This window comes from Nonomuraea dietziae (assembly GCF_014195505.1).
In the GTDB taxonomy this organism is placed as follows: Bacteria; Actinomycetota; Actinomycetes; order Streptosporangiales; family Streptosporangiaceae; genus Nonomuraea; species Nonomuraea roseola.
Window position 1 is genome coordinate 5,706,203 of the sequence record NZ_JACIBV010000001.1, and the last position, 25,805, is coordinate 5,732,007.

Genomic DNA, 25,805 nt, shown 5'->3' on the forward strand with positions numbered 1-25,805 from the left:
CCCTACTTTGGGAGCATGGAAGGGCGGCCAGCGGTCAGGACGCCATGGCGGGTCGTGGGACTGGTCGTCCGCGTGGTGCTCCTGTCGATCCTGCTGTGGGGCGGGTTAGTGAGCGCGCTGAGCACCTTCACCCGCGAGGGGACCATGGAGGAACTACGCGCGGCGCTCGGCGACGGGGACACGGTCGTCTATCTGCCCCATCCGCGTGAGGTGCGCTGGTCGGACGGACCCTTCGGCTGGCGCAGGCTGCCGTTGGACGATTCCAGGAGCGTTCGCGAGATCGACCGCCTGCTCGACGCCGCCGGGCCGCCGGGCGCCACTGTGGTGCGCGCCGACCATGACAGCTGGCCGCCCGACTGGTTCGAGGACGTGCCCGCCCGTCACGCCTGGCTGGTGCCGCTCGCCTGGTTCGGCACCCTGCTCGCCATGCTGGCCAGGTCGAGGCCGCGCTACGCCAACAGGTGGGGCTGGTTCTGGATGTTCTCCGTCGGAGGCATCGGCGCGCCCCTCTACCTGCTACTGGAGCCGCAGCCGATCTGGGCGGCCATGGACGGGCCGATGCCGCCCGCCCGCTCACGCCTCGACGGAGGGAGCGGCTGTCTTGTGGCGATCCTGCTCGCCTTCGTCAGCGGGCTGGGTATCGCCGGGCTCTCCGGCCTGTTCGGCTGACCTGTCCTTCACCTCGCGCCTGATCATCAGCAGCCACCCGCCGACGGCCACCCCGATGAACAGCCACCACTGGATGCCGTAGGCGAAGTTGAGGCCGCCACCGGCGCCCACGTCGGGCGGGGGCACGGGCTCGGGCGCAGGCGAGATCGCGGGCCGCTGCTCGGTCAGCGAGACGTACCCGTCCACCAGCTCGTACGGCAGGCCCTTGCCGATGGCCTCGGCGTTGATCAGCAGCACCTGGCCAGGGGGCAGCCCGCCGCGATCCCTGATGCCCGAGGAGGCCTCGGTCTCGCTCGGCCGCAGCCGTCCTGTGACGGTCACCTGGCCCGAAGGAGCGGGGGGCACCTCGGGCAGGGCGTCGGCCGTCGCGCCCGCCTTGACCCAGCCTCTGTTCACGAGCACCGCCTGGCCCTGGCCTGTCACCAGAGGGGTCAGCACGTAGAAGCCGAGCTGGCTGTTCTGCGTGCGCCTGCGGACCAGCAGCGCGTGGGCGGGGTCGTAGGTGCCCTGGACGGTGACAGTTCTGTAGCGGTTGCCGTTGTCGACCGCCCCGCCGGGAGCGACGAGCTCGGTGAGAGGAACGGGCTCGGCCTCGAGGTTCCTCGTGACGACGTCGCTGTTGGCCGAGCGTTCCTCGTAGCGCCCGAACTGCCACTGGCCCAGAAAGACGAAGGCGGGGATGACCAGCAGCACCACCACGTGGAGCGCCAGCCACCTGGGCGTGAGCAGGAACCGGTACACGTCTTCAGGGTAGGCACTCCCCACACCGGTCCCGCACCGAACCCGGGACAGAGAGCGCGGTCATCGTCTACGGTCGGGATTTGTCTCCCCATTCCCCTCAGGAGCTGCACCTCTTCATGGCCGTGCTCACCGCGCCTCACGCGGTCGTCATGCCGCGCATGTCGGCGATCCTCCGGCATGCCGCGCCCAGGGTCCTCGAAAGCATGATCATGCCGGTCGCCTCGTTCTATCTGGGGCTGATCGTGGCCGGCATCCCCGGCGGCATCGCGGCGATGGTCCTGTGGGTCTACGGCGGCGCGGGCTGGCGGCTGGTGAAGCGCTCCGACGTGCCGGGCTCGGTGCTCCTGGCCGCCCTGATGGTCACCGTACGGCTGGTGCTCGCGGTGGTCTTCCACGACCCGAAGTGGTTCTTCCTCATCCCCACGCTGGGCATCTTCTGCGCCAGCGCCACCTTCCTGTGCACGACGAGGGCGCGCAGGCCGATGCTCCAGCGGGTGGCGGCCGACCTGGTGCCCATGCCCGACGAGGTCCAGCGGCATCCGCTGATGCGCCGCTTCTTCGCCCGCCAGTCGCTCCTGTGGGGAGGCGCGCAGCTGCTCAACGGCACCTTCACCCTGTGGATGCTGTTCCACGAGGCCATGGGCGTCTTCCTGGTCGTCCGCACGGCCGGCGTGGCCCTGCTCCTGGGCGGCGTGGCCCTCGGGTCGGTGCTCGACTTCCGCAGGACCCTAGGCGCTCTTCAGCTTCGCCCCTGAGCCCGGCAGCGCCGTCACCTCACGCGGGCCCTCCACCTCGTGCCCGTCCGCGCACCTGAAGTGCTGCTCGAGCGCGGCGCCGCAGTCGCGGTGCGTGAGCAGGACGGGCGGCCCGTCGTCGTCGGCCACGTACTTGTCGCCCCAGTGCATCAGCGCGACCAGGATCGGATAGAGGTCGCGACCCTTCTGCGTGAGGCGGTACTCGTCACGCTGGCGCTGCCCAGGGTCGCGGTAGGGCACCTTGCGCAGGAGCCCCTCGTCCACCAGGCGGTTCAGCCGCGCGCTCAGCACCTGGCGCGGGGCGCCCGTGACGGCCTGCATGTCGGCGAAGCGCCGTATGCCGCTGAACGCCTCGCGGAGCACCAGGAAGGTCCACTTCTCCCCGACGATGTCCAGGGTCCGCTCGATCGAGCAGTTGTCCACCCGGATGCGCACGCTCATAGGTGAAGAGTACTTCGCGCGAACGCTGAGTCCAATTGACAGACTCAGCGTGCGACGGAATGCTGAGTCTGTGATTGGAACTCAGATCCGTCCTGCCGGGCCGTACGACGAGGCGCGGATCAGGCGCTTCCTGGTGGGTTTGTCGCTCCACACCCAGACCCTGAGGTTCTTCACCGGGATTCCGTCGCCCAAGGACGCCCTGGTGCGCGCGCTGCTGGCGGTGGACGGCCAGCGCGACGCGATCGTCGCCGAGCGGGACGGTGAGATCATCGGCCACGCGATGAGCTACAGGGGCGGTCTCGCGGACGTGGAGATCGCGATCGTGGTCACCGACGAGTGGCAGGGTCGCGGCCTCGGGCGCAAGCTGATCGCCACGCTCCTCGGCAGGGCCGCCGGCGCCGGCGCGACGACAGTCGGCATGGACGTCCTCGGCGAGAACAGAAAGGTGCTCAAGCTCATCAGGCGGATGTGGCCGGACGCGAAGATGACAGTCTCTTCCGGGGCCGTCGAAGTGACCGCTATGATCCAACCGGCCGTGATATTTGCGGAACAACGTTCTGTTGGCCCACCATTGACCTCATGAAGACGCACGTGAGTGGTGCCAAGAACGGACGCGACGGGCGCACCCGCATCATCGAGGGCGCCCTCAGGCGTTTCAGCCAGGACGGGGTCTCCGCCACCACGCTGGCCAGCCTCCGCGAAGAGAGCGGCGTCAGCGTCGGCAGCTTCTACCACCACTTCGCCAGCAAAGAGCACGTCTTCGGCGTGCTCTACTCGGAGATCCTCAACGCCTACCAGCAGGCGTTCGTCGCCGAGTTGGTCGGACACCAGGACGCCCGCGCCGGTATCGAGGCGGTCGTGGCCTTCCACATGCGCTGGGCGGGCGAGCACCCCGAGCGGGCCAGGATCTTGATCAGCGAGCGCCCGCCGCGCAAGAACGAGCCGGGCGGCCCCGAGGTCGCCGAGGCCCGCCGCGCCTTCTTCCGCCAGGTCGCCGACTGGTGGCGCCCGCACATGAAGAACGGCCTGCTCCAGCCGGTCGCGCCGACGATGTGCTACGTGCTCTGGCTCGGTCCCGCCCAGGAGATGTGCCGCCTGTGGTTCGCGGGCGCGCACGCCCCGAGCGAGGAGGAGATCAAGGGCCTGGGTCAGGCGGCATGGCAGAGCCTGCGCCAGAGCGACAGGGAGCAATGATCCAGGCACCCTCTGTGGTGTTATTGTCGCGATTGTGAGACGACCGCGTGCGCTTCTCCTGACCGGCTTGCCGGAGCGCGCCCTCGCGCGGTTGCGCGAGGTGGCCGACGTGGCCGAGGTCGCCGAAAAACCTCGCCTCGGCTTCTCCGACGAGCAGCTGGCCGACCTGGTGATCGAGACGGGCGCCGGCGTCCTGATCGTCGACCACGACGAGGTCCGCCGATGCGTTCTCGACCTTCCCCTCGACATCGTGGCCTGCATGGGCGCCCTCACCACCATCGACCTGGCGCTGGCGGCCGAGCGCGGCGTGACCGTGCTCCACGACACCGACCAGGACGCCGACGCCGTCGCCGAGCTCACGCTCGCGCTGCTGTTCGCGGTCAGCAGGAACATCGTCACCGCCGACAGAGAGGTACGGCGGGGCACGGCAGGCCGCAAGAGGGTGCCGGCCGCCGAGCGCTACCGGGGTTCGCGGCTGTCGGGCCGTACGTTCGGCGTGGTCGGGCTCGGCAGGGTGGGCAGGGCCGTGCAGTGGCGCGCCCAGGGGCTCGGGATGCGGGTGATCGCCTGCGACCCCCACGTGCCCGAGGCCACCCACACCCTGCCCCAGCTGCTGTCGGAGGCCGACGTCGTGTCGCTGCACGTGCCGGTGACCGTCGAGACCAGAGGGTTCATCGGCGACACCGAGCTGGCGTCGATGCGGCCTGGAGCGATCTACCTGAACACCTCTCGCGGCGCGCTGCACGACATGTCCGCCCTCGTGGACGCGTTGCGATGGGGCCATCTCGGCGGGGCGGGGCTCGACCACTTCGAAGGCGAGTGGCTGGACCCCGCGCACCCGCTGGCCAGGCTGCCCAACGTCGTGCTGACCCCGCACCTGGGCCAGGCCACGGGCGAGACGGCCGAGGACAGGGCGGAGTCGATCGTGGAGGACATCGCCAGGCTCCTGCGCGGCGAGGCGCCCAGGCACGCCTGCACGCCCGTGGGCGCGCGCGTCACCGCCTAGGAACGTGCCAGTGGCGGCGGTCGAGGGTGATGTCGAGGGCGATCTCGTGCCGGTGGCGCCGCAGACCGGGAACCCGCACCCTGTCGTGGACGTCGAAGCGGCCGTGCCCGGCGGTGCCGAAGCCGAGCTCACCGGTGAAGACCCGCAGGTCGTCGCGGTTGCCGCAGCTCGGACACGTCCACGCGACCCTGTCGAGTCCGCGGTCGTAGTCGGAGCAGGCGCTGAAGTACTCCTCGGGCCTGAACCTGGTCTCGCAGGCGAGGCAGGGAAGCAGCATCGGTTCCGTTTCCTCCGGCGCAGTTGTGGTGCACAAGGAGTATGACAGACGTAACGGTGCGATTACCCTCAGTCTCGGATCTAGGATGAGCGGGTGGAACGACTGCGCGACCATCTCCTGAAGACCGGCTACACGATCGACGGCGTTCGTGAACGGCTCGGCGACATGGCGGCCTCGGCGCTGGCCAGGGAGGAGCTGGTCCCGGCGCTGAGGGCGACCAGGAGCGGCGATCCGCTCGACACGTTGATCCGCCTGTGGTGGCTCGGCGTGCCCGTCAGCGCGACCGGCCTGCCGTTCGAGGTGATGGAGTCGGGCCTGGTCGAGTTCGACGGCGACAAGGTGCGTTCCACGGTGCACCTGCAGCCGTGGGAGGAGCACTCCTTCGTCGTCTCCGACAGGAAGGTCAGGCCCGGCGACCCCGCGCTGCGCTCCGACCACGTCGTCGGCGCGGGCGGCGCCTCGGCCAACCTCGCCCAGCTCGTCTCCCGCAGGCCGGTCGAGCGCGCGCTCGACCTCGGCACCGGCTGCGGCGTGCAGGTGCTGCACCTGGCCGAGCGGGCCGACAGGATCGTCGCCACCGACCTGAACCCGCGAGCGGTGGACCTGGCCCGCCTGAGCTGGCGGCTGTCCGGCGTCACGGACGTGGACGCCCGCGTCGGCTCGCTGTTCGAGCCCGTCGAGGGCGAGCTGTTCGACCTCGTCGTCTCCAACCCGCCCTTCGTGATCTCCCCGGGGGGCCACCTGACCTACCGCGAGACCGGCGCCGAGGGCGACGCCTTCTGCCGCGACCTCGTACGGCAGGCGCCCACCTACCTCAACCCCCACGGCCACGCCCAGTTCCTGGCCAACTGGCTGCACGTCGAGGGCGAGGACTGGCGCGACAGGGTGGGCGGCTGGGTGGGGGAGACGGGCTGCGACGGGTGGGTGGTCGAGCGCGACGTGCAGGACCCCGCCGAGTACGTCGAGCTGTGGCTGCGCGACGCGGCCGAGCAGGGCACCCCCGCCTACGCCGCCCGCTACGACGAGTGGCTGTCCTGGTTCGAGGCGAACAGGGTGGAGGGCATCGGCTTCGGCTGGATCACGCTGCGCAACTCGGGCACGCTCGCCGCCCACCGCACCCGCGACCTCGAGACGGCCAGGCTGCGCGTCGCCGAGGGCCTGCTCGACGAGCGCATCGGCGCGCCTGGAGCCGAGGACCCCTCACGCATCGTGCTGCGCCAGACCCGCGGCCTGCTCCGCAGCACCGACGTCGGCACGGTGGAGGCAGCGCTTGCCGGGGTCTGCGACGGCGAGCTGGCTCTCGGCCCGCTGCTCAACGTGATCGCCGAGCTGGTGGGCGACGGCGAGCACCTGCGCGCCGACGCCCTCCGCCCGTTGATCGCCGAGGGCTACTTCCAGCTCTGACCGGCGAGCTCCTCCACGAGCTCCGGCCCCACGAAGGCGTACATCTCGACGATCCTGTCGTCCACGATCGTGAAGGCCAGCAGGGAGAACGGCCTGCCGTCCGGCGTCGCCGCCACCACGCCCGCGGTGCCGTTGATCAGCACGGGGTGCGCGCCGGAGGCCACGCGCGCGAAGGTCATCGCCTGCTCGGCCACGGCCGCGGCGCCACGCAGCACCGCCAGGTGACCGAGAGTGGCCGCGCGCTGCACGACGCTCGGGTCGAGCACCGCGACGAGCGCCTGGAAGTCGCCGCCGCGGGCGGCCGCCAGGAAGGCGTCGACCACCTTGCGCTGACGGGAGAGATCGCTGTCGGGCACCGGGGCCACCCCCTGCACCCTGCGGCGCGCCCTGCTGGCCAGCTGCCTGGTGGCGGAGGGGGCGCGTTCGACGATCGGCGCGATCTCCTCGAACGGCACCGCGAACATGTCGTGCAGCACGAAGGCGAGCCGCTCGGCGGGTGCGAGCGTGTCGAGCACCACGAGCATCGCCAGACCGACCGAGTCGGCCAGCATCGCCTCACGTTCGGGATCCCCCGGCTGATCGCCGGCCACGATCGGATCGGGCAGCCGCTCGCCCACGGGCTCCTCGCGCCGCTCGCGTGAGCGCAGCATGTCCAGGCACACCCGTCCGACCACCGTGGTCAGCCACCCGCCCAGATTCTCCACGTCACTGGTGTCGGTACGGCTCAGCCGCAGCCAGCCCTCCTGGACGGCGTCGTCCGCCTCGCTCAACGAGCCGAGCATCCGGTAGGCGACCGCCTTCAGATGGGTGCGGTGCTCCTCGAATCGCAGGGCCAGCTGATCGTTCGCGTCCATCGGTCACATTCTCTCGTCGCGGGTCGTCATGGAGGTGACAGGCCAAGAACACTGGAGGAACCACTCATGAAAGCACGAATGGGCAACCCCGCCGTCCTCGTCCCCGACGCGATGCAGACCCTGTTGAAGCTCGGCAAGGTCGTGAAGAAGTGCGGTGTGCCCGAGATCACGCTCCATCTCGTCTACCTGCGCGCGAGCCAGATCAACGGCTGCGGCGTCTGCGTCGACATGCACGCCCGCGACCTCAAGAAGGCGGGGGAGAGCGACGAGCGGCTCTGGTCGGTGGCGGGCTGGCGGGACACGCCGTACTTCACCGACGAGGAGCGGGCCGCGCTGGCGTTGGCCGAGGCCGTCACCCGGCTGGCCGACCGGCCGGAGTCGGTCTCGGACGAGATCTGGGACGCGGCCGCCGATCACTACGACGAGCAGGCGCTCGGGGCGCTGGTCCTGGCGATCGCCACGGTCAATCTGTGGAACCGGCTCAACGCCAGCACCAAGCAGGTCGCAGGCGACTGGTCCTAGAGGAGCGAGAGATGACGAACATCAAGGGCACGATGCTCCTTCCCGGTGACGAGGGGTTCGAACAGGCGGCGAAGCCTTGGAACCTGTCGGTCGCCCAGCCGGTCGCGGCCGTGGTGGAGGCCCAGGACGCCGACGACGTGGCGGCAGTGGTCCGCCACGCCAGGCAGGCGGGGCTGTCGGTGACGGCGCAGCCGAGCGGTCACGGCGCGTCGGGCGACACCGAGCGCGCGATCCTGCTGCGTACGGGCAGGCTCGACGAGGTGCGGATCAACGTGGACGAGCGGTGGGCCCGCGTGGGCGCGGGCGCCAGGTGGGGCCAGGTGCAGGCCGCCGCGGGCGCGCACGGCCTGACGGCTCTCGCGGGCAGCTCGCCCGTGGTGTCCGTGGCCGGCTACACCCTCGGTGGCGGCCTGAGCTGGTTCAGCCGCGCGTACGGCTGGGCCGCCGACAGCGTCAGGGCCTTCGAGACCGTCGACGCCGACGGCACCATGGCCAGGGTCAGCGCCGACTCCGACGCCGACCTGTTCTGGGCGCTCAGGGGCGGCGGCGGCGACTACGCGCTGGTCACCGCGATCGAGTTCGACCTCTACCCGGCCCCCGACTTCTACGGCGGGCGGATGATCTGGCACGCCGACCGCACGGCCGAGGTGCTGGCCGCCTTCAGGGAGATCACCGCCGAGGCCCCGCCCGAGCTGTCGGTCTGGCTGAACCGGCTGCGCTTCCCCTCTGCCCCGCCCATGGTCGCCGTGGACATGACCTACCTGGGCGAGAGCGCCGAGGCGCAGTCCCTGCTGAGCCGCCTCGACAAGATCGACGGGGTGATGAGCGACACGCGCGCCGACATGGCCGTGGCCGACCTGGGTGACATCGCCGCGGAGCCCAAGGATCCCGGCCCCGCGCTGTCCCGCGCCGAGCTGCTGACCGGGCTCGACGACGCGGCCGTGGAGATTTTGCTGGCCGAGCCGACCGAGCCGCTGATCAACGTCCAGCTCAGGCACCTGGGCGGGGCGCTGGCCGAGCAGGGGCAGGGAGCGGCCGCCGCCGTGACCGAGCCCTACCTGCTCTACATGCTGGGCCTGTCGCTCAACCCGCAGCTGGCCCAGGCCGTCACCTCGGCCCAGGACAGGCTCGTCCGTGCGCTCGACGGCTACGTCAGCGGGCGCAAGGCGTACACCTTCCTGGCCCCCGGCGAGCGGGCGGTGGACGCCTTCCCCGAGGAGACGGCCGCCAGGCTGAGGGAGATCAAGCGGGCACGCGACCCGCAGCGGGTGATCCGCGCCAACTTCCCCGTTTGATCGGGCGTTGATTGGTTTGCATGCGCGCCGGAGCACGCTCGAAGTCGTGGACACGCCCCGGGGGGTTCGAAAGAAACGGGGCGTGTCGCCCGGCCGGCCGTCGATGTAAGGCGGCTAGCCGTCACGTGGAGCATCCGGAAAACCGGGCCCCCTGGCGAAGCGTGACGGGCAGACGGTCGGTCGGGCCAACACGCACCGCACCCGAAAAGAGACCCCGCCTTGATCAACCATGTGTGGATGACACGTCTGGATGAGGAGTTGTACTTAGGACTCGACGACGACGGGAGCCCCGGCGAGGAGGATCTTGAGGTCCCCGGCCTCGGGAGCTCCGAGCCTGGTGAGGATGTCGAAGGCCTCGCGTAGGCAGTCGGCGCTCCTGGAGGAGTTCCCCGTGCCTCGCAGGGCCCTGCCGAGCACCGCGAGCGAGAGTCCCTCGCCGTAGGGGTGACCTATGTCGCGGCTGACGGCCAGGGCCTGCTCCGCGTGGCGCACCGCGTCGGCGAAGCGCTCGGCCGTGATGAACGTCTCGGCCAGCCTGACGCACACCCGCTGCTCCCACACCCGCTGGTTGCTCGCCCTGAAGAAGGCCAGGCACTCGGCGTGGTGGTGGACGGCCTCGTTGAGGCGTCCGACGCGCGACAGCACGATGCCGAGGTGGTAGCGGGCTCGGGCGGTGCCCGCCCCGCTGCCGATCTCGGTGAAGATGGCCAGGCCCTTCTCCGCGGCGACGATGGCGTCGTCCGGACGGCCGAGGCCGAGATGGTCGCGGGCCGAGTAGCTGAGCACCAGCGCCTCGCCCGCCGGCACGCCGTTCTCCCTGTAGAACGTGGTGGCCGCGTCGAACCAGCCGAGCGCCTCGTTGTGGCGGCGCAGCCGTCCAGACACCACGGCCAGCGCGTTGAGCACCTCGCCCATGAGGACGCGCTCGTTACGGGTGGTGGACAGGTCGAGCACGAGCCTGAACTGCTGCTCGGCCTCGGGAAGCTTGTTGGCGCCGAACAGGGTGCGGCCGAGGACGTAACGGGCGCGCAGCTCGCTGCCCTCGTCGCCGATCTTGATGGCGGTGGCCAGGGTGGCCCTGGCGGCCAGGTCGAACTCCCGGGCGTGGGTGCCGGACTCCAGCAGCGGTTCCATGGCCACGATGAGATCGGCGGCCGGCAGCAGCTGCTCGGCGGCGCGCGAGAACTCGGCGGCCTGCCCGATCACCGCGAACAGGTTGTCGCCTTCGGAGATGAGCCAGGCCACGGCGTCGTCGGCCGAGGCGAACGTGCGCCCGCTGCCGACCACGACCAGATTGTCGGCGATCATGCTGCCCTCATAGGCGAGCCGGTGCGCCGACTGGGCCGAGGCCAGGTAGAAGCCGAGCAGCCGCCTCAGCGCCATGGTTCTGGCCTGGGGCTGCTCGGTCTTGTCCATGGTCCGCCTGGCGAAGAGCTTGAGCAGGTCGTGGAAGCGGTAGCGGCCTGGCGCGTGCGCTTCCAGGAGGCTGGCGTCCACCAGCGACTCCAGCAGATCCTCGGTCTCGAGCGCGGGAAGCGCCAGGACCGCGGCCGCCGCCCCTGTCGAGATGTCGGGCCCGTTCGGCAGGCTGAGCAACCTGAAGGCGCGGGCCTGGGCGGCGTCGAGCTGGCCGTACCCGAGGGCGAAGGTGGCCTCCACGGCCAGGTCGCCCACGCGCAGCTCGTCGAGGCGGCGCTGCTCGTCGGCCAGGCGCGGCGCCAGCGAGGCGACCGTCCACGAGGGCCTCGCGGCCAGCCTGGCGGCGACGATCCGCACGGCCAGCGGCAGGAAGCCGCAGGCCGCGACGACGTCCATCGCCGCGGCCCGCTCGGCGGCCACCCGCTCGGGGCCCGCCACGGTGGCGAACAGCGACAGCGCCTCGTCGGGCTCCATCACGTCGAGGTCGATCAGCCTGGCCGAGGGCAGGTCGGCCAGCTTCACCCTGCTGGTGACCATCGCCGCGCACCCGGGCGAGCCAGGCAGCAGCTGGCTGACCTGCCGGGTGTCGCGCGCGTTGTCGAGCAGCACCAGGATGCGCCGGTCGGCCAGCAGCGAGCGGTAGAGGGCGGCCCGCTCGGACAGCCCCTCGGGGATGACGTCAGGCGGGATGCCGAGCGCGCGTAGGAACGCTCCCAGCGTCGACTCGGGCGCCGTCGCCTCGTCGGTGAAGCCGCGCAGGTCGGCGTAGAGCTGGCCGTCGGGGAACAGGTCGTCGCACGCGTGCGCCACGTGGACGGCGAGCGCGGTCTTGCCGACCCCGCCGATGCCGCAGATCGTCGCCACGGGGACGCTGTCGGTCTGGGTGGACAGCATCGTCCTCAGCCTGGCGACGAGCTCCCTACGCCCGGTGAAGTCGTTGACGGCGGCGGGCAGCTGCGCGGGGCGAGGCAGGTCGTGGACGCTCTCCTGCTCCTCGGCGACGGGCTCGTCCACCGCGAGGCCGGGGTCGGCGGAGAGGATCTTGTGGTGCAGGGCGGCCAGCTCGGGCCCTGGCTCGATGCCCAGCTCCTCGATGAGGGCGTCGCGGGTGTCGGTGAACACCGCGAGCGCGTCGCCCTGCCGTCCGCACCGGTAGTAGGCCAGCATGAGCTGGGCGCGCAGCCGCTCACGCAGCGGGTGGTCGGCGGTGAGCGCGATGAGCTCGGAGACCACCGAGGCGTGCCTGCCGAGCTCCAGGTCGAGATCCATGAGCTGCTCGATCGCGCTGATGCGGCACTCGATCAGCCGGTCGCGCTGGTGCTCGGCGTAGGGGCCGACGGCTCCGGCCAGCGGCTCGCCCTCCCACAGCGCCAGAGCGGCTCGCAGGCTGTCGGCGGCCTCGCCCGGCCTGCCGGCCTTGCGCATCGACTCGGCCTCCTGGACCCCTCGCTCGAAGAGCGTCAGGTCGAGGGCGGAGGTGCGCAGCGCGTAACCCTTGCCGACGGAGGTGAGCAGCTCAGGGCGTGAGCGCGGTGAGCGATCGGGCTCGAGGACCGTGCGTAACCGCGAGACGTACGTGCGCAGCGCGCCCAGAGCCCTCGGTGGCGCGTCCTCGCCCCACACCGCGTCGATCATCTCGGTCGGGGTGACCGCGCGCCCCTCCCTGAGGAGCAGCATCGCGAGGATCGAACGCTGAAGCGGAGTGCCGAGATCGAGTTCGTCGCCCCCACGCCACGCGCGGATGGGACCGAGCACGGCGAAACGTAGTCCCTCACCAGCCATGCCTTGAGTCTCCAACGCAATGGAACAATTTGCTACCAATGATAGGTCCATGACCTCGCTCCCCATAGAGGCAGGTCACTTCGTTAACCAAAGCGTTGATTCCGCGTTGATCGGGCGTTGAGCCCTCCGGCGGATGCTTGTGCTCACAAGGGCATGACCCAGTTCAACGGGGGCGGTCGTGCCTTTCAGGCCCAGAAAGAACACCAGGCCCTGCCCGACGCAAGCGGGCAGGGCCTTCGTGTCCGAGTTCTGTTCGTAGGAACGTATTTATGCGGCTTCGACGAGACCGAGTCTCTGAGCCATCCGTTCTCGAACCATGGGCCACTCCGAGCTCAGGATCGAGTAGTAGGCGGTATCTCGGACCGTATCGTCGGCGCCTCGGCTGTCTGCCCGTCGCACACCGTCAAGGTGCGCGCCGAGAGCCTCGATCGCGGCCCGGGATCGCGTGTTGCGAACGTCTGCTTTGAGAGTGATGCGGTGGACGCCCCAGGTGTCGAAGGCCAGCGAGAGCATCAGGAACTTGCTCTCCCTGTTCACGCCTGTGCCCTGCGCCGCAGCGGAGAGCCAGGTGTAGCCGATGTCGGCGACGGAAGGGACTTCGCCCACCGCGCCACGCGTGCCCGGAGGCCAGGGCATGGGGCCCTGCCAGTACTCCAGGTGCATGAGGCGGGTGGCACCGACGACGCGGTCGGTGTGGAGCCACCGGATGGCGAAAGGCATCGTCCGGCCTTCCGCCTGCTCAGCCATAGCGGCCTCCACGTAGGAGACCATCTCTTCCCGCCCATCGGGAACACGAGTGAAGGCATACGTGGAGCGGTCTTCACTCGCCGCGGCGACGAGGTCATCGACCGCCGCGAGGCTGAGAGGTTCCAGGCGCACGAGGCGCCCGGACAGGGTGACAAAAGCGGGCATGAGCACATGATGGGGCTTGCGCGCCCCACGAGATACCAGGACTCACGGGCTATCTTTTGCAGCTTTCTGCAGTGATGCCGTTTCCCCAGGTCAAGGGGCTGATCGTAGGGCTCTGCGATCAGCCTGAGGAGCAAAGTTTGCCAAACCGATGCCTAGCCGTGCACCGGGGTTGGAAGCAGCGTCGCGCGCCGGGATCGCCGGGGCGCCGTCCGCTGCGCCGAGAGGGTGCGCAGACCCGTCGACAGGTGCTCGAGATTGGCCGCGATCCATGGCAGCGAGAGCGGGTCGGAGGAGGTCAGCGCGGTCAGGCGCTCCTCGGGGCTCTCGCCGTACATGAGGCTGGTCGCCACCCTCACCCTGGCCGCCGAGGGGTCGTCCCCGAAGGCCTGTCCCGGCAGGACGGCGATGCCGTGATCGTTGAGCAGCAGCTTGGTCACCTCGACGGAGCCGCCCGCCTGGAGGTAGCCCAGATCCGGGTACAGGTAGAAGCCGCCCTGCGGGAGCGGCACACTGGCCCCGGCCGCCACGAAGGCCGCGTGGACGGCGTGCGCGACCACGCCGTGCAGCCTCCTGCTCCGCACGACGCGCTCGACCAACTCGGGCGGCTCGGTGAAGGCGTAGGTGGCCGCCTCCTGGACGGGAGCGGCGGGGGCCGACCAGATCTCGCTGGCGATCGCGAGCATCCTGCCGAGCAGGTCCTGGTTCGGCAGCCTGGCCACGCCGATGCGCCAGCCGCCGAGGGCCAGGCTCTTGCTCAGGCCCGTGGTGATCACGGTCCGCTCGGGGGCCAGGTCGGCGGGCGACAGGAACGGCGTCTGCGTGTCGTGGACGAGGTCGCGGTAGATCTCGTCGGAGATGATCGTGAGGTCGAGCTCGCGGGCGACCTCGACCAGGCGGCCGATGGTCTGCGGCGTCGCGAGCCGTCCCGTGGGGTTGTCGGGCAGTGTCACGAGCACGGAGCGGACGGTCCTGCCCTGGGAACGGGCGTGCAGCACGGCGGAGGCGACGCGATCGGGGTCGGGCGCCCCTCCCTCACCGGGGGGCGCAGGAACCATGATCGGCCTGGACCCGACCAGGTCGGCCTGTGCGGCGTAGCTGACCCAGCTCGGCTGGGTGAGCACGACATCCCCGCCGATGGCCAGCAGGAGGCCGTACAGCAGCGACTTGCTGCCAGGCCCGCACACGACCAGGTCGGGTTCGGTGACGAGTCCCCTTCGAGTCCAGTAACCCGCCGCCGCCTTGCGCAACTCCGCGGCCCCCGCCACCGGCCCGTAGCCGTTCAGGTCGGAGGCGGCGACGAGCTTGTGGCGCAGCGCCGGGTGGACGGGCAGACCGGCCTCACCGAAGGCCAGGTGCAGCACGCGTTCCCCGGCGCGTCGTCTTCGCTCGATGTCTTCGTTGGCCGCCAAGGTGGCCGACAGTGTCACGGTCATGTTTGTCACGTTCCCAGCCTGGTTGTATGAAGGCATCAGCACAAGCGAGGCTTTTCATGGGTAGGCATAAGGAAGTCCGATGCTCGATCTTCGCCGTCTCATCTTGATCTGCGAGTTCTCCCGCAGAGGGAGCATCGCGGGGGTCGCCGAGTCGCTCGGCTACAGCCCTTCGGCGGTCTCGCAGCAACTGGCCGCGCTCGAACGAGAGACCGGCACCGCGCTGCTCGACCGCACCGCGCGCAGCGCCGAGCTGACCGACGCGGGGCGCAGGCTCGTCGCCCACGCCGAGCGGATCCTCACGATGGTGGAGGAGGCGGAGTCCGACCTGTCGGCGCAGGCCGGCACCCCCACCGGCCGGGTCGTGCTGACCGCCTTCCCGACGGCCGCCGTGGCCTTCGCGCCCGCGCTCGCCCGCTCGCTGCGCCGCCACACCGGGCTGACGCTGAGGCTCGGGCAGTCCCGCTCGGGCCGGGGCATGCGCGAGGTGCAGTCGGGTGAGGTGGACATCGCTCTCGTCGACGACTGGTACGGCAGGGCGCGCGACAGCGACTCCCTCAGGGTCTTCCCGCTCCTGCACGACCCCCTCGTCCTCGTCGTGCCGCGCAAGCACCGGCTCGCCTCCGTCGACGTGCCCATCGACCTGCGCGAACTGCGCGACGAGCCATGGATGGCCACGCCCGACGGCGAGCCGTCCCGCCTGGCCGTCGACAGGCTCTTCGCCGATGTCGGCGGCGCCAGGCCCACCCCGTGGGAGTTCGAGGGCCTCGGGACGATCCTCTCCCTGGTGGCCAAGGGCATCGGCATCGCCGCCGTGCCCGCGCTGGCGCTGGCGGCGGGCGTGCGCGGCATCGCCGTCAGGGAGTTCCCAGGCTCTCCCGTCGGACGCGACGTGAACGCCGTCGCCAGGGGCTCCAGCGTCCACCGTCCGTCGGTGTCGGTGACGCTGCGCGCCATCCACGTGGCCGCCCGCCTCCTCGCCGCCGATCTGGAGCCCGTACGGCTGGCGCACCGGTAGCCTTCGGTGCCGTGGCTCCCACGTACTCCATCGAGACGCTCCTGTCAGGACCGCGAGGGAAGATCGTCGCGGGCATCGACGAGGTCGGTCGCGGCGCATGGGCGGGCCCTGTCACCGTCTGCGCCGTCGTGACCGACCTGTCGCCGCCACCGGCCGGCCTGACCGACTCCAAGCAGCTGTCCGCCGCCCGCAGGGCCGCCCTGGTGCCGCTGCTGGAGTCGTGGGCGCGCGGCATCGGCTACGGCGAGGCGTCCCACACCGAGATCGACACGGTGGGGATGACCGAGGCGCTGCGCCGAGCCGCTCATCGGGCCCTGGAGGCGCTGCCCGTGCGGCCTGACGTGGTGATCCTGGACGGCTCGCACGACTACATCGGCTCGCCGTGGCCGGTCCGCCTGGAGGTGAAGGGGGACCAGGCGTCGATCTCGGTGGCGGCGGCCTCGGTGCTGGCCAAGGAGCGACGCGACGCGTACATGGCGACGATCGGGTGCGAGGAGTACGGCTTCGGCGAGAACGCGGGGTATCCGTCGCCCGTGCACCAGGGCGCCTTGGCGACGCATGGACCCACGGCACACCATCGGCTGTCGTGGTCGTACCTGGACGACCTCCCACAGTGGCGCCACCTCAAGATCCACCGAGACGCGGCGGTCGGCGAGGGCCAGATCTCCCTCTTCGGCTGACCCCACCCCCGTCCGCCCCCTTCCTGCGCTCGGGCCTTTCCCCTGTGGCCCCAATCTCCCGGGGGTTCCAGTTGGAACCTCGCGGCCCGGGCCCGGTCTTCATCCCCACCCGCACCTCGCGCCCTCGCGCCCTCTGGTTCTTGTATCCCCGCGTTCTCCGCGTCCCGCGTTCTCCGCGTCCCGCGTTCTCCGCGTCCCGCGTTCTCCGCGCGTCCCGCGTTCTCGCGTTCTCCGCGCGTCCCGACGCCCTCGCGCCCCCGCGTCTCCTCTCGCCCTCGCGTCTCCTCGCGCCTTGGCGTCTCTCGGTATCGCGTGCTCCTTGGAGCCTCTCGCGCCTCGCTCTTCCGGGAGGCTGTCTTTGGCCTCGCCCCCTACCCGGCCCGTCACCGTCCCCCGGATCGCCCGTCGGCCCACGATCCCCGGCGATCGTCGGGCTTTCCGGTTGGTTCCGAGGGTGGGCGGTGGGGTGGGAATCGGTCAGTATCGGGGGGTGCGGATGGGGATCTTTCTGATCGCGGCGCAGTTCCCCGGCCGCGATCCAGGTCAGGTGCTGCGGGACACGGTCGAGGCGGTCGTGGCGGCAGAGGAGGCGGGGTTCGACGACGCGTGGATCGCCGAGCACCACTTCATGTCCTACGGGGTGTGCCCCTCGGCGATCACGATGGCCGCGATGGCGCTCGGGCGGACCTCGCGCATCCACCTCGGGACGGCCGTGAGCGTGCTGTCCACCCAGCACCCGGTGGCGCTGGCCGAGCAGGCGGCGATGCTGCACCACCTGTCGGGCGGACGGTTCGCCTTGGGTGTCGGCAGGGGCGGCCCCTGGGTGGATCTTGAGGTGTTCGGCACCGGGCTGCCGCGGTTCGAGCGGGGGTTCGCCGAGTCCCTGGACGTCCTGTGCGCGGCGCTGGGCCGCGACCGGGTCTCGGCGGAGGGGGAGTTCTTCGCCTTCCGCGAGGTGGCGATGGTCCCGTCGGCGCGGATGACTCCCGTGGTGGCGTGCACGTCGCAGGAGACGACCCGGCTGGCGGCCGAACGCGGCCTGCCGATGCTGCTCGGCATGCACATCGACGACGAGGAGAAGGCGGCCGCCATCGCCTCCTACGAGGCGACCCGCCGCTCGACGCTCTCGGGTGGCGGCCTGGGGGAGGGCGACGGCGTCGCGCACGTGGCCGCGGCCGTGGGGTTCGTGGGGGACAGCACCGCGCGGGCCGTACGGGAGCTGCGCGAGGCGATGCCGCGGTGGCTCGAGCCCGGGCTGGCCGGATACGTGCCGGTGGACGGCAGGGCGCGGCCGGTGCGGGAGGTCGGGAAGTACGTGGAGTTCCTGACGGAGGTGCATCCGGTCGGCGACGCCGATCACTGCGTCGCGGCGATCGAGCGGACCAGGGAGGCCACCGGGATCGAGCATCTCGTCCTGATGGTCGAGGGCGCGGGAGACACGGCCCGCACCCTCGAGAACATCAGGCGCCTGGGCGCCGAGGTGCTACCGAGGCTCAGCAGTCGACGAGCTCGGGACTCTGGTTGAGGATCTGCGCCCTCGGGGTGACGAACTCGCGCAGGGCTTCGGTGGCGGCCGGGTCGAACACCGCGACCCTGTGGCAGTTCTGGAAGGCGAGCCGTACCCCGAAGTGACGTTCGAGGGCGCCGCGCATCGAGTCGCTCGCCAGGCAGCGAAGGAGCTGGCCGCGGGCCTCCTCGTCGGGTGGCGGGGTGTGGTTGTCGGTGAACTCGGCTCCTGAGTGCTCACGCTGCTTGACCAGCTCGCTGATCATCGACCAGGCGTAGGGCAGGGAGTCGCGGACGCAGGCGACGAAGGCCGCGTCGTCCACGTGTCCGGCCTTGGCCTGTTCGAGTAGATCGTTCGGAACGGTCAGCGACATGCTGTCTCCTCTCAAAGGGAACTACTTGACGCTAGGTGGGGAGTCGGGAGTGCTCCAGATGGCTTAAGGGCGACAGTCGAGTGACGCGGGGCCGTACACGAAGCCGGGATCGATCTGCGCGGACAGGTCGAGCCCCGTGCGCTCGTTGGCCCAGGCGCGGGCGTTGCGCAGGTGGAACTCCGCCGCCTGGTGGCCGAAGCGAACCCAGTCCTTCTCGCGCGCGTCGACCGCCTTGACCAGCACCGACAGCGCCTCGGCGTTGGCGGGCTCCAGGTCGTCGAGGGTGAAGGGGCGGCCCTGCTCCATGGCGCGGACCGCCGTGGAGTGCTCCATCCAGGTCAGCAGGTCGTCGCCGACGTGCTCGCGCAGGAACTCCACGTCGTCGGGTCCGTGCACCTTGTTGCCGACCACCGCGATGGGGACGTCGTAGTCGGCGGCGTACTCGCGGTACTGCCGGTAGACGCTCACGCCCTGCCTGGTCGGCTCCGCGACGAGGAACGTCAGGTCGAACCTGGTGAACAGGCCGGAGGCGAAGGAGTCGGCACCGGCGGTCATGTCCACGACCACGTACTCGCCGTGCCCGTCGACCAGGTGGTTGAGCAGCAGCTCCACCGCGCCGACCTTGGAGTGGTAGCAGGCCACGCCGAGGTCGTCCTCGCTGAAGGGCCCGGTGGCCATGAGGCGCGGCCCCTCGGGGGTCCGCACGGTGTACGGCAGGTCGTCGAAGCGAAGGATGCGGGAGCCGCGCCCCGGCGGGGTCGTCTTGACCATCGCCTCGGCGCTCGCGATCAGGGGGTTGGAGCCACGCAGCAGCTCCTTGATCTCCGTGAGGTGGACGCCCAGCGGCTCGGGCGCCTCCTCAAGGCCGAGCACCAGCGCCAGGTGCTGGTTGATGTCGGCGTCGACGGCGACCACGGGATCGCCCAGACTCGCCACGTATCTCGCGAACAGTGCGGACACCGTGGTCTTGCCGCTGCCGCCCTTGCCAACGAACGCCACTCTCACGTCGACGATCCCATCTGAGTATGAAAACCGTTTCCGATTGAGCATGACACAGCGGAGCGCGGGAGGCGGCCCGGATGCCGAAGGATTTTGCCGAACCGGCGAACAACCCACGGCGAACCCTGGCGCTGCTCTGTCCGTCCCGAGTGACGAGGGAGGTGGAACTCGTGAGCCGTTCACCCCGCCGCCCGACGGCCCGGCCTCCTCTCAGGGCCGTCGCCCCTCAGGGCCGTCGGCTGATCCCCGAGGCACTGCGGGTGATCGCCAGGACTCGCACCGGCTGCCCGTGGGCGGGCACTACCGTCTCCCGTTCCTGGCGCATGCCCAGCTTGGTCATGACGCGGGCGGACGCGTGGTGATCGACGTGGCAGATGCTGATGATCCGATCCAGGCCCGCCTCGGTGAACCCGTAGCGCAGTGCCTCTCTGGCTGCCTCAGTGGCAATACCCCGGCCCCAGAATCGCCGTCCCAGCCGCCAACCGATCTCCACAGCCGGCAGCACCTCGGGCAGGAAGCCGGGGACCGTCAGCCCGACCCAACCGGCCAGCTCTCCGCTCTCGCGCAGCTCCACGGCGAATATCCCGAAGCCACGCTCGTCCCACCCCCGCTCCATGAGCGCGAGCGCGGCCGCGGTCTGCTCCCTGGTGCGGACGGAGCCGTCACCGATGAAGCGCATGACCTCCGGATCTCCGTCGATCGCGGCCAGCGGTTCCAGGTCCTCCTCCCGCCAGCGACGCAGCACCAGCCGCTCGGTTTCCAACCCCATCGCCGCTCGGTCTCCCTCGGTCGGCCTGCCTTCAGGCGCCCGGTCCCCAGACACAGCGAAGGCGCCCAAGATCCGTTTGTGGCGACAGACCTGGACACCTTCTTGATCGCACTATATGTGGAGATCGACGTCCAGATCGCAAGAAGCCGGCGGATGGGCAGGTCGCCGCTACTCGGCGCCGCCGAGCTGGTCTGCCCGGCGGTGGCCGATGCGCTGCTCGCACCAGTCCGAGGCCCACTGACTACGCTTCGCCCGCAAGCCTGTCCCGGCGACCGGACTACGACAAACGGCTGCGCACGGCGTTTCCCCCGCCCTGACGGCTAGGGGGTGGCGCGGGAGGTGACGATCTGGGCGAAGGTGATTTCGGTGAGCAGGCGCTCCTCGTGTTCGCGTAGCGCGGTCCACAGCTCGGCGAGCGGCTGCGCCACCCCCGGGTAGTCGCCGTGCTCGTGCCGTCCCTCGATCAGCAGGATCACCTCCGCCAGCGTGATCTCGTCGGCGGGCCTGGCGAGCCAGTACCCGCCTTCGGGTCCGCGCTGGCTGCGGATGAGTCCCGCTCTGCGGAGTTGGAGCAGGATGTTGTCGAGGAACTTGCGGGGGATGCCCTGCACGGTGGCGATCCGTTCGGCGGGGACAGGCCCTGGTGGCGCCGCGGCCAGCTCGGTCAGCGCCCGCAACGCGTACTGGGTCCGTGCGGACAGGTGCATCAGCCTGCCCGCAGGCCCCAGCGGCGGCGCAGGGCGTTGTCGCCGGTCTCGAAGAGCAGGTCGATGACGATGCCGAGCACCAGGACGACGATCATCGTGGCCAGGAGGCCCGCCGAGTCGGCCAGCTCCCTGGCGTAGTGGAGCTGTTCGCCGAGCGAGGGCTGGTTGGCGATGATGACCACGATCTCGCCCGCCATCAGCGACCGCCAGGCGAAGGCCCAGCCCTGCTTGAGGCCGGCGAGGAACGACGGCAGGGACGCGGGCAGGATCACGTGCAGGTAGAGCTGGAGCCTGCGGAAGCCGAGCACGTGTCCCGCGCGCAGGAGCAGCGGCGGGGTGTAGTCGACGCCGGTGATGAGGCCGTTGGCGATGGAGGGCGCGGCTCCGAGGATCACCACGAAGATGATGGCGCTCTCACTCAGCTTGAACAGCAGGATCGCCAGGGGGAACCAGGCGATCGACGGCATGGTCTGCAGGCCGGTGATGAGCGAGCCGAAGGCGGCCCGCAGCACCTTGACCCTGGAGACGAGCGCACCGACGACCAGCCCGATCAGGACGGCGGCGGCGAAGCCGGTGACCGCGCGGCGCATGGTGACCCCGACGGCCTGCCAGAACTCGGCGGTGCCGAGGCGCTCGTACAGGACGGGGAAGACCTCCGTGGGGCCGGCGAAGACCCAGGGCTCCCAGAATCCGGCCCAGACCACGCCCTGCCAGATGGCCAGCACGATGCCGACGGCGAGGGTGATCGGCCACAACCTGGCCCAGAGGCGGGAGACGAGGTGGCGGCGTCGCTTCTCCTGGATCTCGAGGGCGTCGAGACCGGCCAGCTGGGCCGCGTGCGTGTCGGTGCTCACGAGCGCGCTCCTCCGTTCCGCGCCGAGGCGGTCTCCGCCGGATGGTTCCGCGCCGAAACGGTCCCTTCCGTGTGGTTCTGTGCTGAAACGGTCTCTGCCGTGTGGTTCTGTGCCGAAGCCGTCTCTGCCGAGGCCGTCTCCGCCGGAGGCGTGGCTGTCTGTTCGGCGGAAGGCCGTGGGGAGGGTTCGGCGGGGCGGGCGGCGGAGGTCCTGCCTGAGGTCTCCGCGTGGCGGGCGACCTCCTGCTTGAGCTGGTCGGTGATGCGGGCGGCCAGCGTCGCCACCTCCGCCGAGTCCGTACGGCGAGGCCGCGCCAACCGCACGGGGAACTCCTCGACGACCTTGCCGGGCCTGCTGCTCAGCAGCACGACCCGGTCGCCCAGCCGTACGGCCTCGCGGACGTTGTGGGTGACGAACAGGACCGACAGCTCCCGCTCGCGCCAGATCCGCTCCAGCTCGTCGTGCAGCAGGTCGCGGGTCATGGCGTCGAGCGCGCCGAACGGCTCGTCCATGAGCAGCACGTCGGCGTCCTGGGCCAGCGAGCGGGCCAGGGCGACGCGCTGGCGCATGCCGCCGGACAGTTCGTGGGGCCGCTTCCTGCCGAAGCCGCCCAGGTGGACCATCTCCAGGAACTCCTCCGCCCTGGCGCGCCGCTCGCGCCTGGGCAGCTCCCTCATCGCCATCTCGACGTTGGCGGCGACGGTGAGCCAGGGGAACAGCGCGGGCTCCTGGAACATCATCGCGACCCTGCGGCCCGTCGTGGTGATCTGGCCCGCCGTGGGCTCGTCGAGCCCGGCGACGAGCGAGAGCAGCGTGCTCTTGCCGCAGCCGGAGGCGCCCAGGAGGCAGACGAACTCACCGGGGGCGACGCTCAGCCCGACCCTGTCGAGCGCGAGCAGGTCGCCGTAGCGCTTGGACACTGCATCGAGTCGTACCGCGACCTGGCGGTCCACCTGGACGGTCATGTCACTTGTCCTTGATCGACTGCTGGCCCTTGGCGGCCAGGACCTCGTTGAGGATCTTCAGGTCGTAGATGCCGTTGAGGTCGACGGGCTTGAGCAGACCGACCTTCACGGCGTGGTCCGCGCTGCCGGTGAGCGAGGAGGCGATCGGGTCGTTGGTGAAGGTGATGTTCTTGAACGCGCTGGCCAGCACCTCGGGCTTGAGCGGCTTGCCGGTCAGCTTCTGGACGGAGGCGTTGACGACCTCGGCCGCGGCGTCGGGGTCGGCGTTGATCTCCTGGGTGGACTGCACGTGCGCCTCGACGAGCTTCTTGAGCAGGTCGGGGTTGGCCTTGGCCCACTCCTGGCGGACGATCAGGTGGGTGATCACGAACTGCTTGCCGGGCCAGAGCTCGCGCTCGTCCTGAAGGATCTTGCCCTTGCTCTCGATGACCAGGCGGCTGGCGAACGGCTCGGGCACCCACGCGCCGTCGATGTCGCCGGTGGCGAAGGTCTGGAGCGTCTGGGAGTTCTCCTGCGGGACGATGCTGACCTCGCCGCCGCCCTTGGTGTCGGTCTTGATGCCCTTCTCCAGCAGCCAGTGCCGCAGGGCCACGTCCTGGGTGTTGCCGAGCTGTGGCGTGGCGATCTTCTTGCCCTTGAGGTCCTCGACGGAGTTGATCTCCGGCTTGACGACGAGGAAGACGCCGCCCGAGGCGGCGCCCGCGACGATGTTGATCGCCTTGCCCTTGGACTTCTCCCAGGCGTTGATGGCCGGGTTCGGGCCGATGTAGGTGGCGTCGACCGCGCCGGAGAAGACCGCCTCGATGGCGGCGGGTCCCGCGTTGAACGTGCTGGTCGTCACGGGGACGCCGAGCGACTTGGCGTACAGGTCCTTCTCGATGCCGTAGAGCGCCGTGGCGTGCGTGATGTTGGGGAAGTAGCCCAGGCGCACCTGCCTGTTCTCGGCCGAGGACGCGCTGGGGGAGGACCCGCAGGCAGCCGCGAGCGTGGTCACAGCCAGTACGGCGACAGCGGCGGCAAGCCTCTTCATCACTACTCCCAATTCCCTACTTAATAAGTCGGCTATGTGTACATCAAAACCCCTTGGATGCATCTCGTCAAGTGCGCATAGGGTGACGGGCCATGGACCGTCAACTGATCAGTCACTTCGCTCACGCCGACCACCAGATCGCCGCGCCGGTCTCTGAGGCCCACCTCGACCGGCTGCTGCGCCGGGCCAGGCTGCCCGAGGGCGCGCGCGTCCTCGACCTCGGCTGCGGTGAGGGTTTCTGGCTCGTCAGGCTGCTGGAGATGTACGGCGACGCCACCGGCGACGGCGTCGACATCTCCCAGACCGCCCTCGACGCCGCGCGGGCCGCCGCCACCGCGAAGGGCGTGGCCGACAGGCTCGGGCTGCACCTGGTGTCCGCGACGGGCTTCAGCCCGGCCGAGCCGTACGACCTGGTGCTCTGCGTGGGCTCCACGCACGCCTTCGACGGGCTGACGCCGACGCTGGAGCAGATCAGGAAGTTCCTCAAGCCTGGCGGGCTCGCGCTGGTCGGTGAGGGGTTCTACGAGAAGGAGCCGAGCGAGGAGCTGCGCGCCGAGATCGGCGACTACGAGGACCTGGCCCGCACCGTCGCCAGGGCCGAGGCCTCCGGCTTCCGCACCGTGTACGCCCACACCAGCGAGCTGGGCGAGTGGGACGAGTACGAGTGGTCGTGGACGGGCTCGCTGCTGCGCTGGGCGCTGGCGAACCCGGGTCCCGACGGGGAGCAGGCCAGGGCCGCGGCGCTGGAGCACCGCGAGATGTGGCTGAACGGCTACAGGGGCGTGCTCGGCTTCGTCACGCTGTTGCTAGCCGCAGACCTGGTCGAGTGAGATCGGCCCCTGCGGGCTGGGGGTCGCGCTGGGGGTCGAGCCGGGGGTCGAGCTGGGCTTGGCCGTGGCCGGCTTGGGGGCGGTAGGCCTGTCCTCCAGCGCGTCGGCCACCTTGTCCCTGATCAGGTTCCAGTCGGGGTCGGCGGTGCTGATCAGGGGCGGCACGAACTGCAGGCTCCTGATGTGGGTGCCCTTGACCTTCTGACCGAGGTCGACCAGGGCGGGCAGCAGGTCCTGAGGGATGTCGGTGGAGATCGCCCGCTTGGTGGCGGCGGCGAGACGCTCGAAGCTGTTGAGCAACGTCACCGGATCGGCCTGCTGGGCCACCGCGTTGAGCAGGCACTTCTGACGGCCCATGCGGACGTAGTCGTCGCTGTTGGTGCGCGAGCGGCCGTACCAGAGCGCCTCCGCGCCCGACAGCTTGCGGGTGCCCGCGGGCAGGAGGCCCTCGTTGTACTTGCCGTAGACGATGGGCTCGTTGATGGTGATCTTCACCCCGCCCATGGCGTCGATCATCTCGGCGAAGCCGGCCATGTCGACCATGGCGTAGTAGCGCACGGGGATGCCGAGGATGTCGCTCACGGTCTCCTTGAGCAGGGTGGAGCCGCGATGGCCGGCCCGTACCCCCGGCACCATCTCGGGGTGGTCCTCGGCGTACTGGTAGACCTCGTTGAGCAGGCCGGGGGTCTGGGGACCCTCGCCGGTGAACCCGTAGGGGAAGCGCTCGCGGGCGGGGCCCTTGGGCAGCTGGACCTGCTCCAGGTTGCGCGGCAGGCTGAACAGCGTGGTCGCGCCCGTGGCGGTGTCGACGCTGGCCACCGTCATGCTGTCGGTCCTGACGCCGACCCTGTTCGCGGCCGCGTCGGCGCCGACCAGCAGGATGTTGACGCGAGGGGCGCCGTTCCACGGGTCCATGGCGACCACGGGCGTCGTGCTGGTGGCCGAGAAGACGCTGCTCACCACGTCATGGGAGACGTAGGCCAGGCGGGTGGCCCAGGCGCTCGGCGCGATGATCAGCAGGCAGAGCAGCCCTGCGGTGGCGGCGGCTGCGCTGCGGCCCGCGGTGGCCGGCCTGACCAGCCAGAAGGACCAGAGGATCACCACCGACCAGATGACGGCGATCGAGGCGATGGCGATGGTGAGCCCCATGAGCCACGAGGGCCTGACGGCCAGCGAGAGCAGCTCCCCCCTGAACGCCGTGGCCAGCGTGATGATGAACGCGACCACCACGAGGTAGAGGGTCATGAGCGCGAAACCGGTGCGCTGCCGTCCTGTGGCGATGTGCGCCACCCCCCACAAAACGGCAGAGCCGATCGTCAGACCGATGCTCTCGCCTGTACGGAAGTCACGCTCTTCGCCAACCATCCACATC

The 25,805-nt window shown here is 70.4% G+C and carries 26 protein-coding genes and 1 pseudogene; 12 read left to right on the top strand and 15 right to left on the bottom strand.

The genetic code is table 11. The features are described 5' to 3' along the window. The first annotated feature begins 15 nt into the window (after window positions 1–15). The gene (locus FHR33_RS27320) at window positions 16–669 is read left to right on the top strand and encodes a hypothetical protein (protein WP_183653384.1); all 654 of its coding nucleotides are present in this window, start codon (window positions 16–18) and stop codon (window positions 667–669) included. On the opposite strand, the gene FHR33_RS27325 is transcribed toward FHR33_RS27320, so the two are convergent. Continuing rightward, window positions 574–1,410, bottom strand: a complete 837-nt coding sequence (locus FHR33_RS27325; protein WP_183653387.1) for an SURF1 family cytochrome oxidase biogenesis protein — start codon at window positions 1,408–1,410, stop codon at window positions 574–576. The two genes, FHR33_RS27320 and FHR33_RS27325, sit on opposite strands and share 96 nt — an antisense overlap. 80 nt (window positions 1,411–1,490) lie before the next feature. On the opposite strand from FHR33_RS27325, the gene FHR33_RS27330 reads away from it, so the two are divergent. Further along, entirely contained in the window at window positions 1,491–2,165 is a 675-nt protein-coding gene (locus tag FHR33_RS27330) for a VC0807 family protein (protein WP_246452108.1), read from the top strand. Here the strand turns inward: FHR33_RS27330 and FHR33_RS27335 are convergent. Further along, window positions 2,139–2,606 carry a winged helix-turn-helix transcriptional regulator gene (locus FHR33_RS27335; RefSeq protein ID WP_183653390.1) on the bottom strand — a complete coding sequence of 156 codons (468 nt, stop codon included), beginning with the start codon at window positions 2,604–2,606 and terminating at the stop codon, window positions 2,139–2,141. The two genes, FHR33_RS27330 and FHR33_RS27335, sit on opposite strands and share 27 nt — an antisense overlap. On the opposite strand from FHR33_RS27335, the gene FHR33_RS27340 reads away from it, so the two are divergent. The 3 genes from FHR33_RS27340 to FHR33_RS27350 are packed head-to-tail and all read left to right on the top strand — an operon-like array spanning window position 2,593 to window position 4,806. Beyond that, window positions 2,593–3,189, top strand: coding sequence for a GNAT family N-acetyltransferase (locus FHR33_RS27340; RefSeq protein ID WP_221241268.1), 597 nt, complete (start codon window positions 2,593–2,595; stop codon window positions 3,187–3,189). The two genes, FHR33_RS27335 and FHR33_RS27340, sit on opposite strands and share 14 nt — an antisense overlap. Continuing rightward, window positions 3,186–3,800: a TetR/AcrR family transcriptional regulator gene (locus FHR33_RS27345; RefSeq protein WP_221241269.1), complete on the top strand. Its 615-nt coding sequence runs from the start codon at window positions 3,186–3,188 to the stop codon at window positions 3,798–3,800. The genes FHR33_RS27340 and FHR33_RS27345 overlap by 4 nt, the downstream gene beginning before the upstream one ends. A gap of 34 nt (window positions 3,801–3,834) precedes the next feature. After that, on the top strand, window positions 3,835–4,806 hold the full coding sequence (locus tag FHR33_RS27350) for an NAD(P)-dependent oxidoreductase (RefSeq protein ID WP_183653392.1): 972 nt from the start codon (window positions 3,835–3,837) through the stop codon (window positions 4,804–4,806). Here the strand turns inward: FHR33_RS27350 and FHR33_RS27355 are convergent. Next, window positions 4,796–5,083, bottom strand: coding sequence for a hypothetical protein (locus tag FHR33_RS27355; protein ID WP_183653396.1), 288 nt, complete (start codon window positions 5,081–5,083; stop codon window positions 4,796–4,798). The two genes, FHR33_RS27350 and FHR33_RS27355, sit on opposite strands and share 11 nt — an antisense overlap. A 93-nt stretch (window positions 5,084–5,176) precedes the next feature. Here FHR33_RS27355 and FHR33_RS27360 point away from each other — a divergent pair, with 93 nt between their 5' ends. After that, window positions 5,177–6,487, top strand: coding sequence for a DUF7059 domain-containing protein (locus tag FHR33_RS27360; RefSeq protein WP_312895741.1), 1,311 nt, complete (start codon window positions 5,177–5,179; stop codon window positions 6,485–6,487). On the opposite strand, the gene FHR33_RS27365 is transcribed toward FHR33_RS27360, so the two are convergent. After that, window positions 6,472–7,341, bottom strand: a complete 870-nt coding sequence (locus tag FHR33_RS27365) for a sigma-70 family RNA polymerase sigma factor (RefSeq protein WP_183653399.1) — start codon at window positions 7,339–7,341, stop codon at window positions 6,472–6,474. The genes FHR33_RS27360 and FHR33_RS27365 overlap by 16 nt on opposite strands. Before the next feature lie 66 nt (window positions 7,342–7,407). Between FHR33_RS27365 and FHR33_RS27370 the strand changes: the two genes are divergently transcribed. Further along, the gene (locus FHR33_RS27370; RefSeq protein WP_183653401.1) at window positions 7,408–7,863 is read left to right on the top strand and encodes a carboxymuconolactone decarboxylase family protein; all 456 of its coding nucleotides are present in this window, start codon (window positions 7,408–7,410) and stop codon (window positions 7,861–7,863) included. A gap of 11 nt (window positions 7,864–7,874) precedes the next feature. Then, a complete protein-coding gene (locus tag FHR33_RS27375) occupies window positions 7,875–9,158 on the top strand; it encodes an FAD-binding oxidoreductase (protein ID WP_183653404.1) in 1,284 nt (427 codons plus the stop codon). Between the two features lie 264 nt (window positions 9,159–9,422). Here FHR33_RS27375 and FHR33_RS27380 read toward each other — a convergent pair whose 3' ends face one another. The 3 genes from FHR33_RS27380 to FHR33_RS27390 form a co-directional block, all read right to left on the bottom strand. Then, the gene (locus FHR33_RS27380; RefSeq protein WP_183653408.1) at window positions 9,423–12,359 is read right to left on the bottom strand and encodes an AfsR/SARP family transcriptional regulator; all 2,937 of its coding nucleotides are present in this window, start codon (window positions 12,357–12,359) and stop codon (window positions 9,423–9,425) included. A 267-nt stretch (window positions 12,360–12,626) separates the two neighbouring features. Next, a complete protein-coding gene (locus FHR33_RS27385; protein WP_183653411.1) occupies window positions 12,627–13,271 on the bottom strand; it encodes a GNAT family N-acetyltransferase in 645 nt (214 codons plus the stop codon). Between the two features lie 152 nt (window positions 13,272–13,423). After that, on the bottom strand, window positions 13,424–14,704 hold the full coding sequence (locus FHR33_RS27390) for a pyridoxal phosphate-dependent aminotransferase (RefSeq protein ID WP_183653413.1): 1,281 nt from the start codon (window positions 14,702–14,704) through the stop codon (window positions 13,424–13,426). Between the two features lie 79 nt (window positions 14,705–14,783). Here FHR33_RS27390 and FHR33_RS27395 point away from each other — a divergent pair, with 79 nt between their 5' ends. From FHR33_RS27395 to FHR33_RS27405, 3 genes are all read left to right on the top strand, one after another. Beyond that, on the top strand, window positions 14,784–15,719 hold the full coding sequence (locus FHR33_RS27395; protein WP_183653417.1) for a LysR family transcriptional regulator: 936 nt from the start codon (window positions 14,784–14,786) through the stop codon (window positions 15,717–15,719). An 11-nt stretch (window positions 15,720–15,730) separates the two neighbouring features. After that, complete coding sequence (gene rnhB / locus FHR33_RS27400; protein WP_183653420.1) at window positions 15,731–16,399, top strand: ribonuclease HII; 669 nt, start codon at window positions 15,731–15,733, stop codon at window positions 16,397–16,399. Window positions 16,400–16,895: 496 nt separating this feature from the next. After that, entirely contained in the window at window positions 16,896–17,924 is a 1,029-nt protein-coding gene (locus FHR33_RS27405; RefSeq protein ID WP_221241270.1) for an LLM class flavin-dependent oxidoreductase, read from the top strand. Here FHR33_RS27405 and FHR33_RS27410 read toward each other — a convergent pair. From FHR33_RS27410 to FHR33_RS27440, 7 genes and pseudogenes are all read right to left on the bottom strand, one after another. Next, entirely contained in the window at window positions 17,893–18,279 is a 387-nt protein-coding gene (locus tag FHR33_RS27410) for an SCO5389 family protein (RefSeq protein ID WP_183653426.1), read from the bottom strand. The genes FHR33_RS27405 and FHR33_RS27410 overlap by 32 nt on opposite strands. A gap of 63 nt (window positions 18,280–18,342) precedes the next feature. Further along, on the bottom strand, window positions 18,343–19,284 hold the full coding sequence (locus FHR33_RS27415; RefSeq protein WP_183653429.1) for an ATP-binding protein: 942 nt from the start codon (window positions 19,282–19,284) through the stop codon (window positions 18,343–18,345). Between the two features lie 220 nt (window positions 19,285–19,504). Further along, window positions 19,505–20,047 carry a GNAT family N-acetyltransferase gene (locus tag FHR33_RS27420; protein WP_183653432.1) on the bottom strand — a complete coding sequence of 181 codons (543 nt, stop codon included), beginning with the start codon at window positions 20,045–20,047 and terminating at the stop codon, window positions 19,505–19,507. Between the two features lie 320 nt (window positions 20,048–20,367). Then, window positions 20,368–20,754 carry an RrF2 family transcriptional regulator gene (locus tag FHR33_RS27425; RefSeq protein ID WP_183653435.1) on the bottom strand — a complete coding sequence of 129 codons (387 nt, stop codon included), beginning with the start codon at window positions 20,752–20,754 and terminating at the stop codon, window positions 20,368–20,370. Then, window positions 20,754–21,608: an ABC transporter permease gene (locus tag FHR33_RS27430; RefSeq protein WP_183653438.1), complete on the bottom strand. Its 855-nt coding sequence runs from the start codon at window positions 21,606–21,608 to the stop codon at window positions 20,754–20,756. The genes FHR33_RS27425 and FHR33_RS27430 overlap by 1 nt, the downstream gene beginning before the upstream one ends. Before the next feature lie 224 nt (window positions 21,609–21,832). Continuing rightward, a pseudogene (locus FHR33_RS27435) lies at window positions 21,833–22,573 on the bottom strand (ABC transporter ATP-binding protein); the annotation flags it as partial. A 1-nt stretch (window position 22,574) separates the two neighbouring features. Continuing rightward, on the bottom strand, window positions 22,575–23,603 hold the full coding sequence (locus tag FHR33_RS27440) for an ABC transporter substrate-binding protein (RefSeq protein ID WP_183653441.1): 1,029 nt from the start codon (window positions 23,601–23,603) through the stop codon (window positions 22,575–22,577). Between the two features lie 92 nt (window positions 23,604–23,695). Here FHR33_RS27440 and FHR33_RS27445 point away from each other — a divergent pair, with 92 nt between their 5' ends. Further along, window positions 23,696–24,433, top strand: coding sequence for an SAM-dependent methyltransferase (locus FHR33_RS27445; protein WP_183653444.1), 738 nt, complete (start codon window positions 23,696–23,698; stop codon window positions 24,431–24,433). Here FHR33_RS27445 and FHR33_RS27450 read toward each other — a convergent pair. Continuing rightward, on the bottom strand, window positions 24,410–25,804 hold the full coding sequence (locus FHR33_RS27450) for an LCP family protein (RefSeq protein ID WP_246452110.1): 1,395 nt from the start codon (window positions 25,802–25,804) through the stop codon (window positions 24,410–24,412). The genes FHR33_RS27445 and FHR33_RS27450 overlap by 24 nt on opposite strands. Between the last annotated feature and the right edge of the window lies 1 nt (window position 25,805).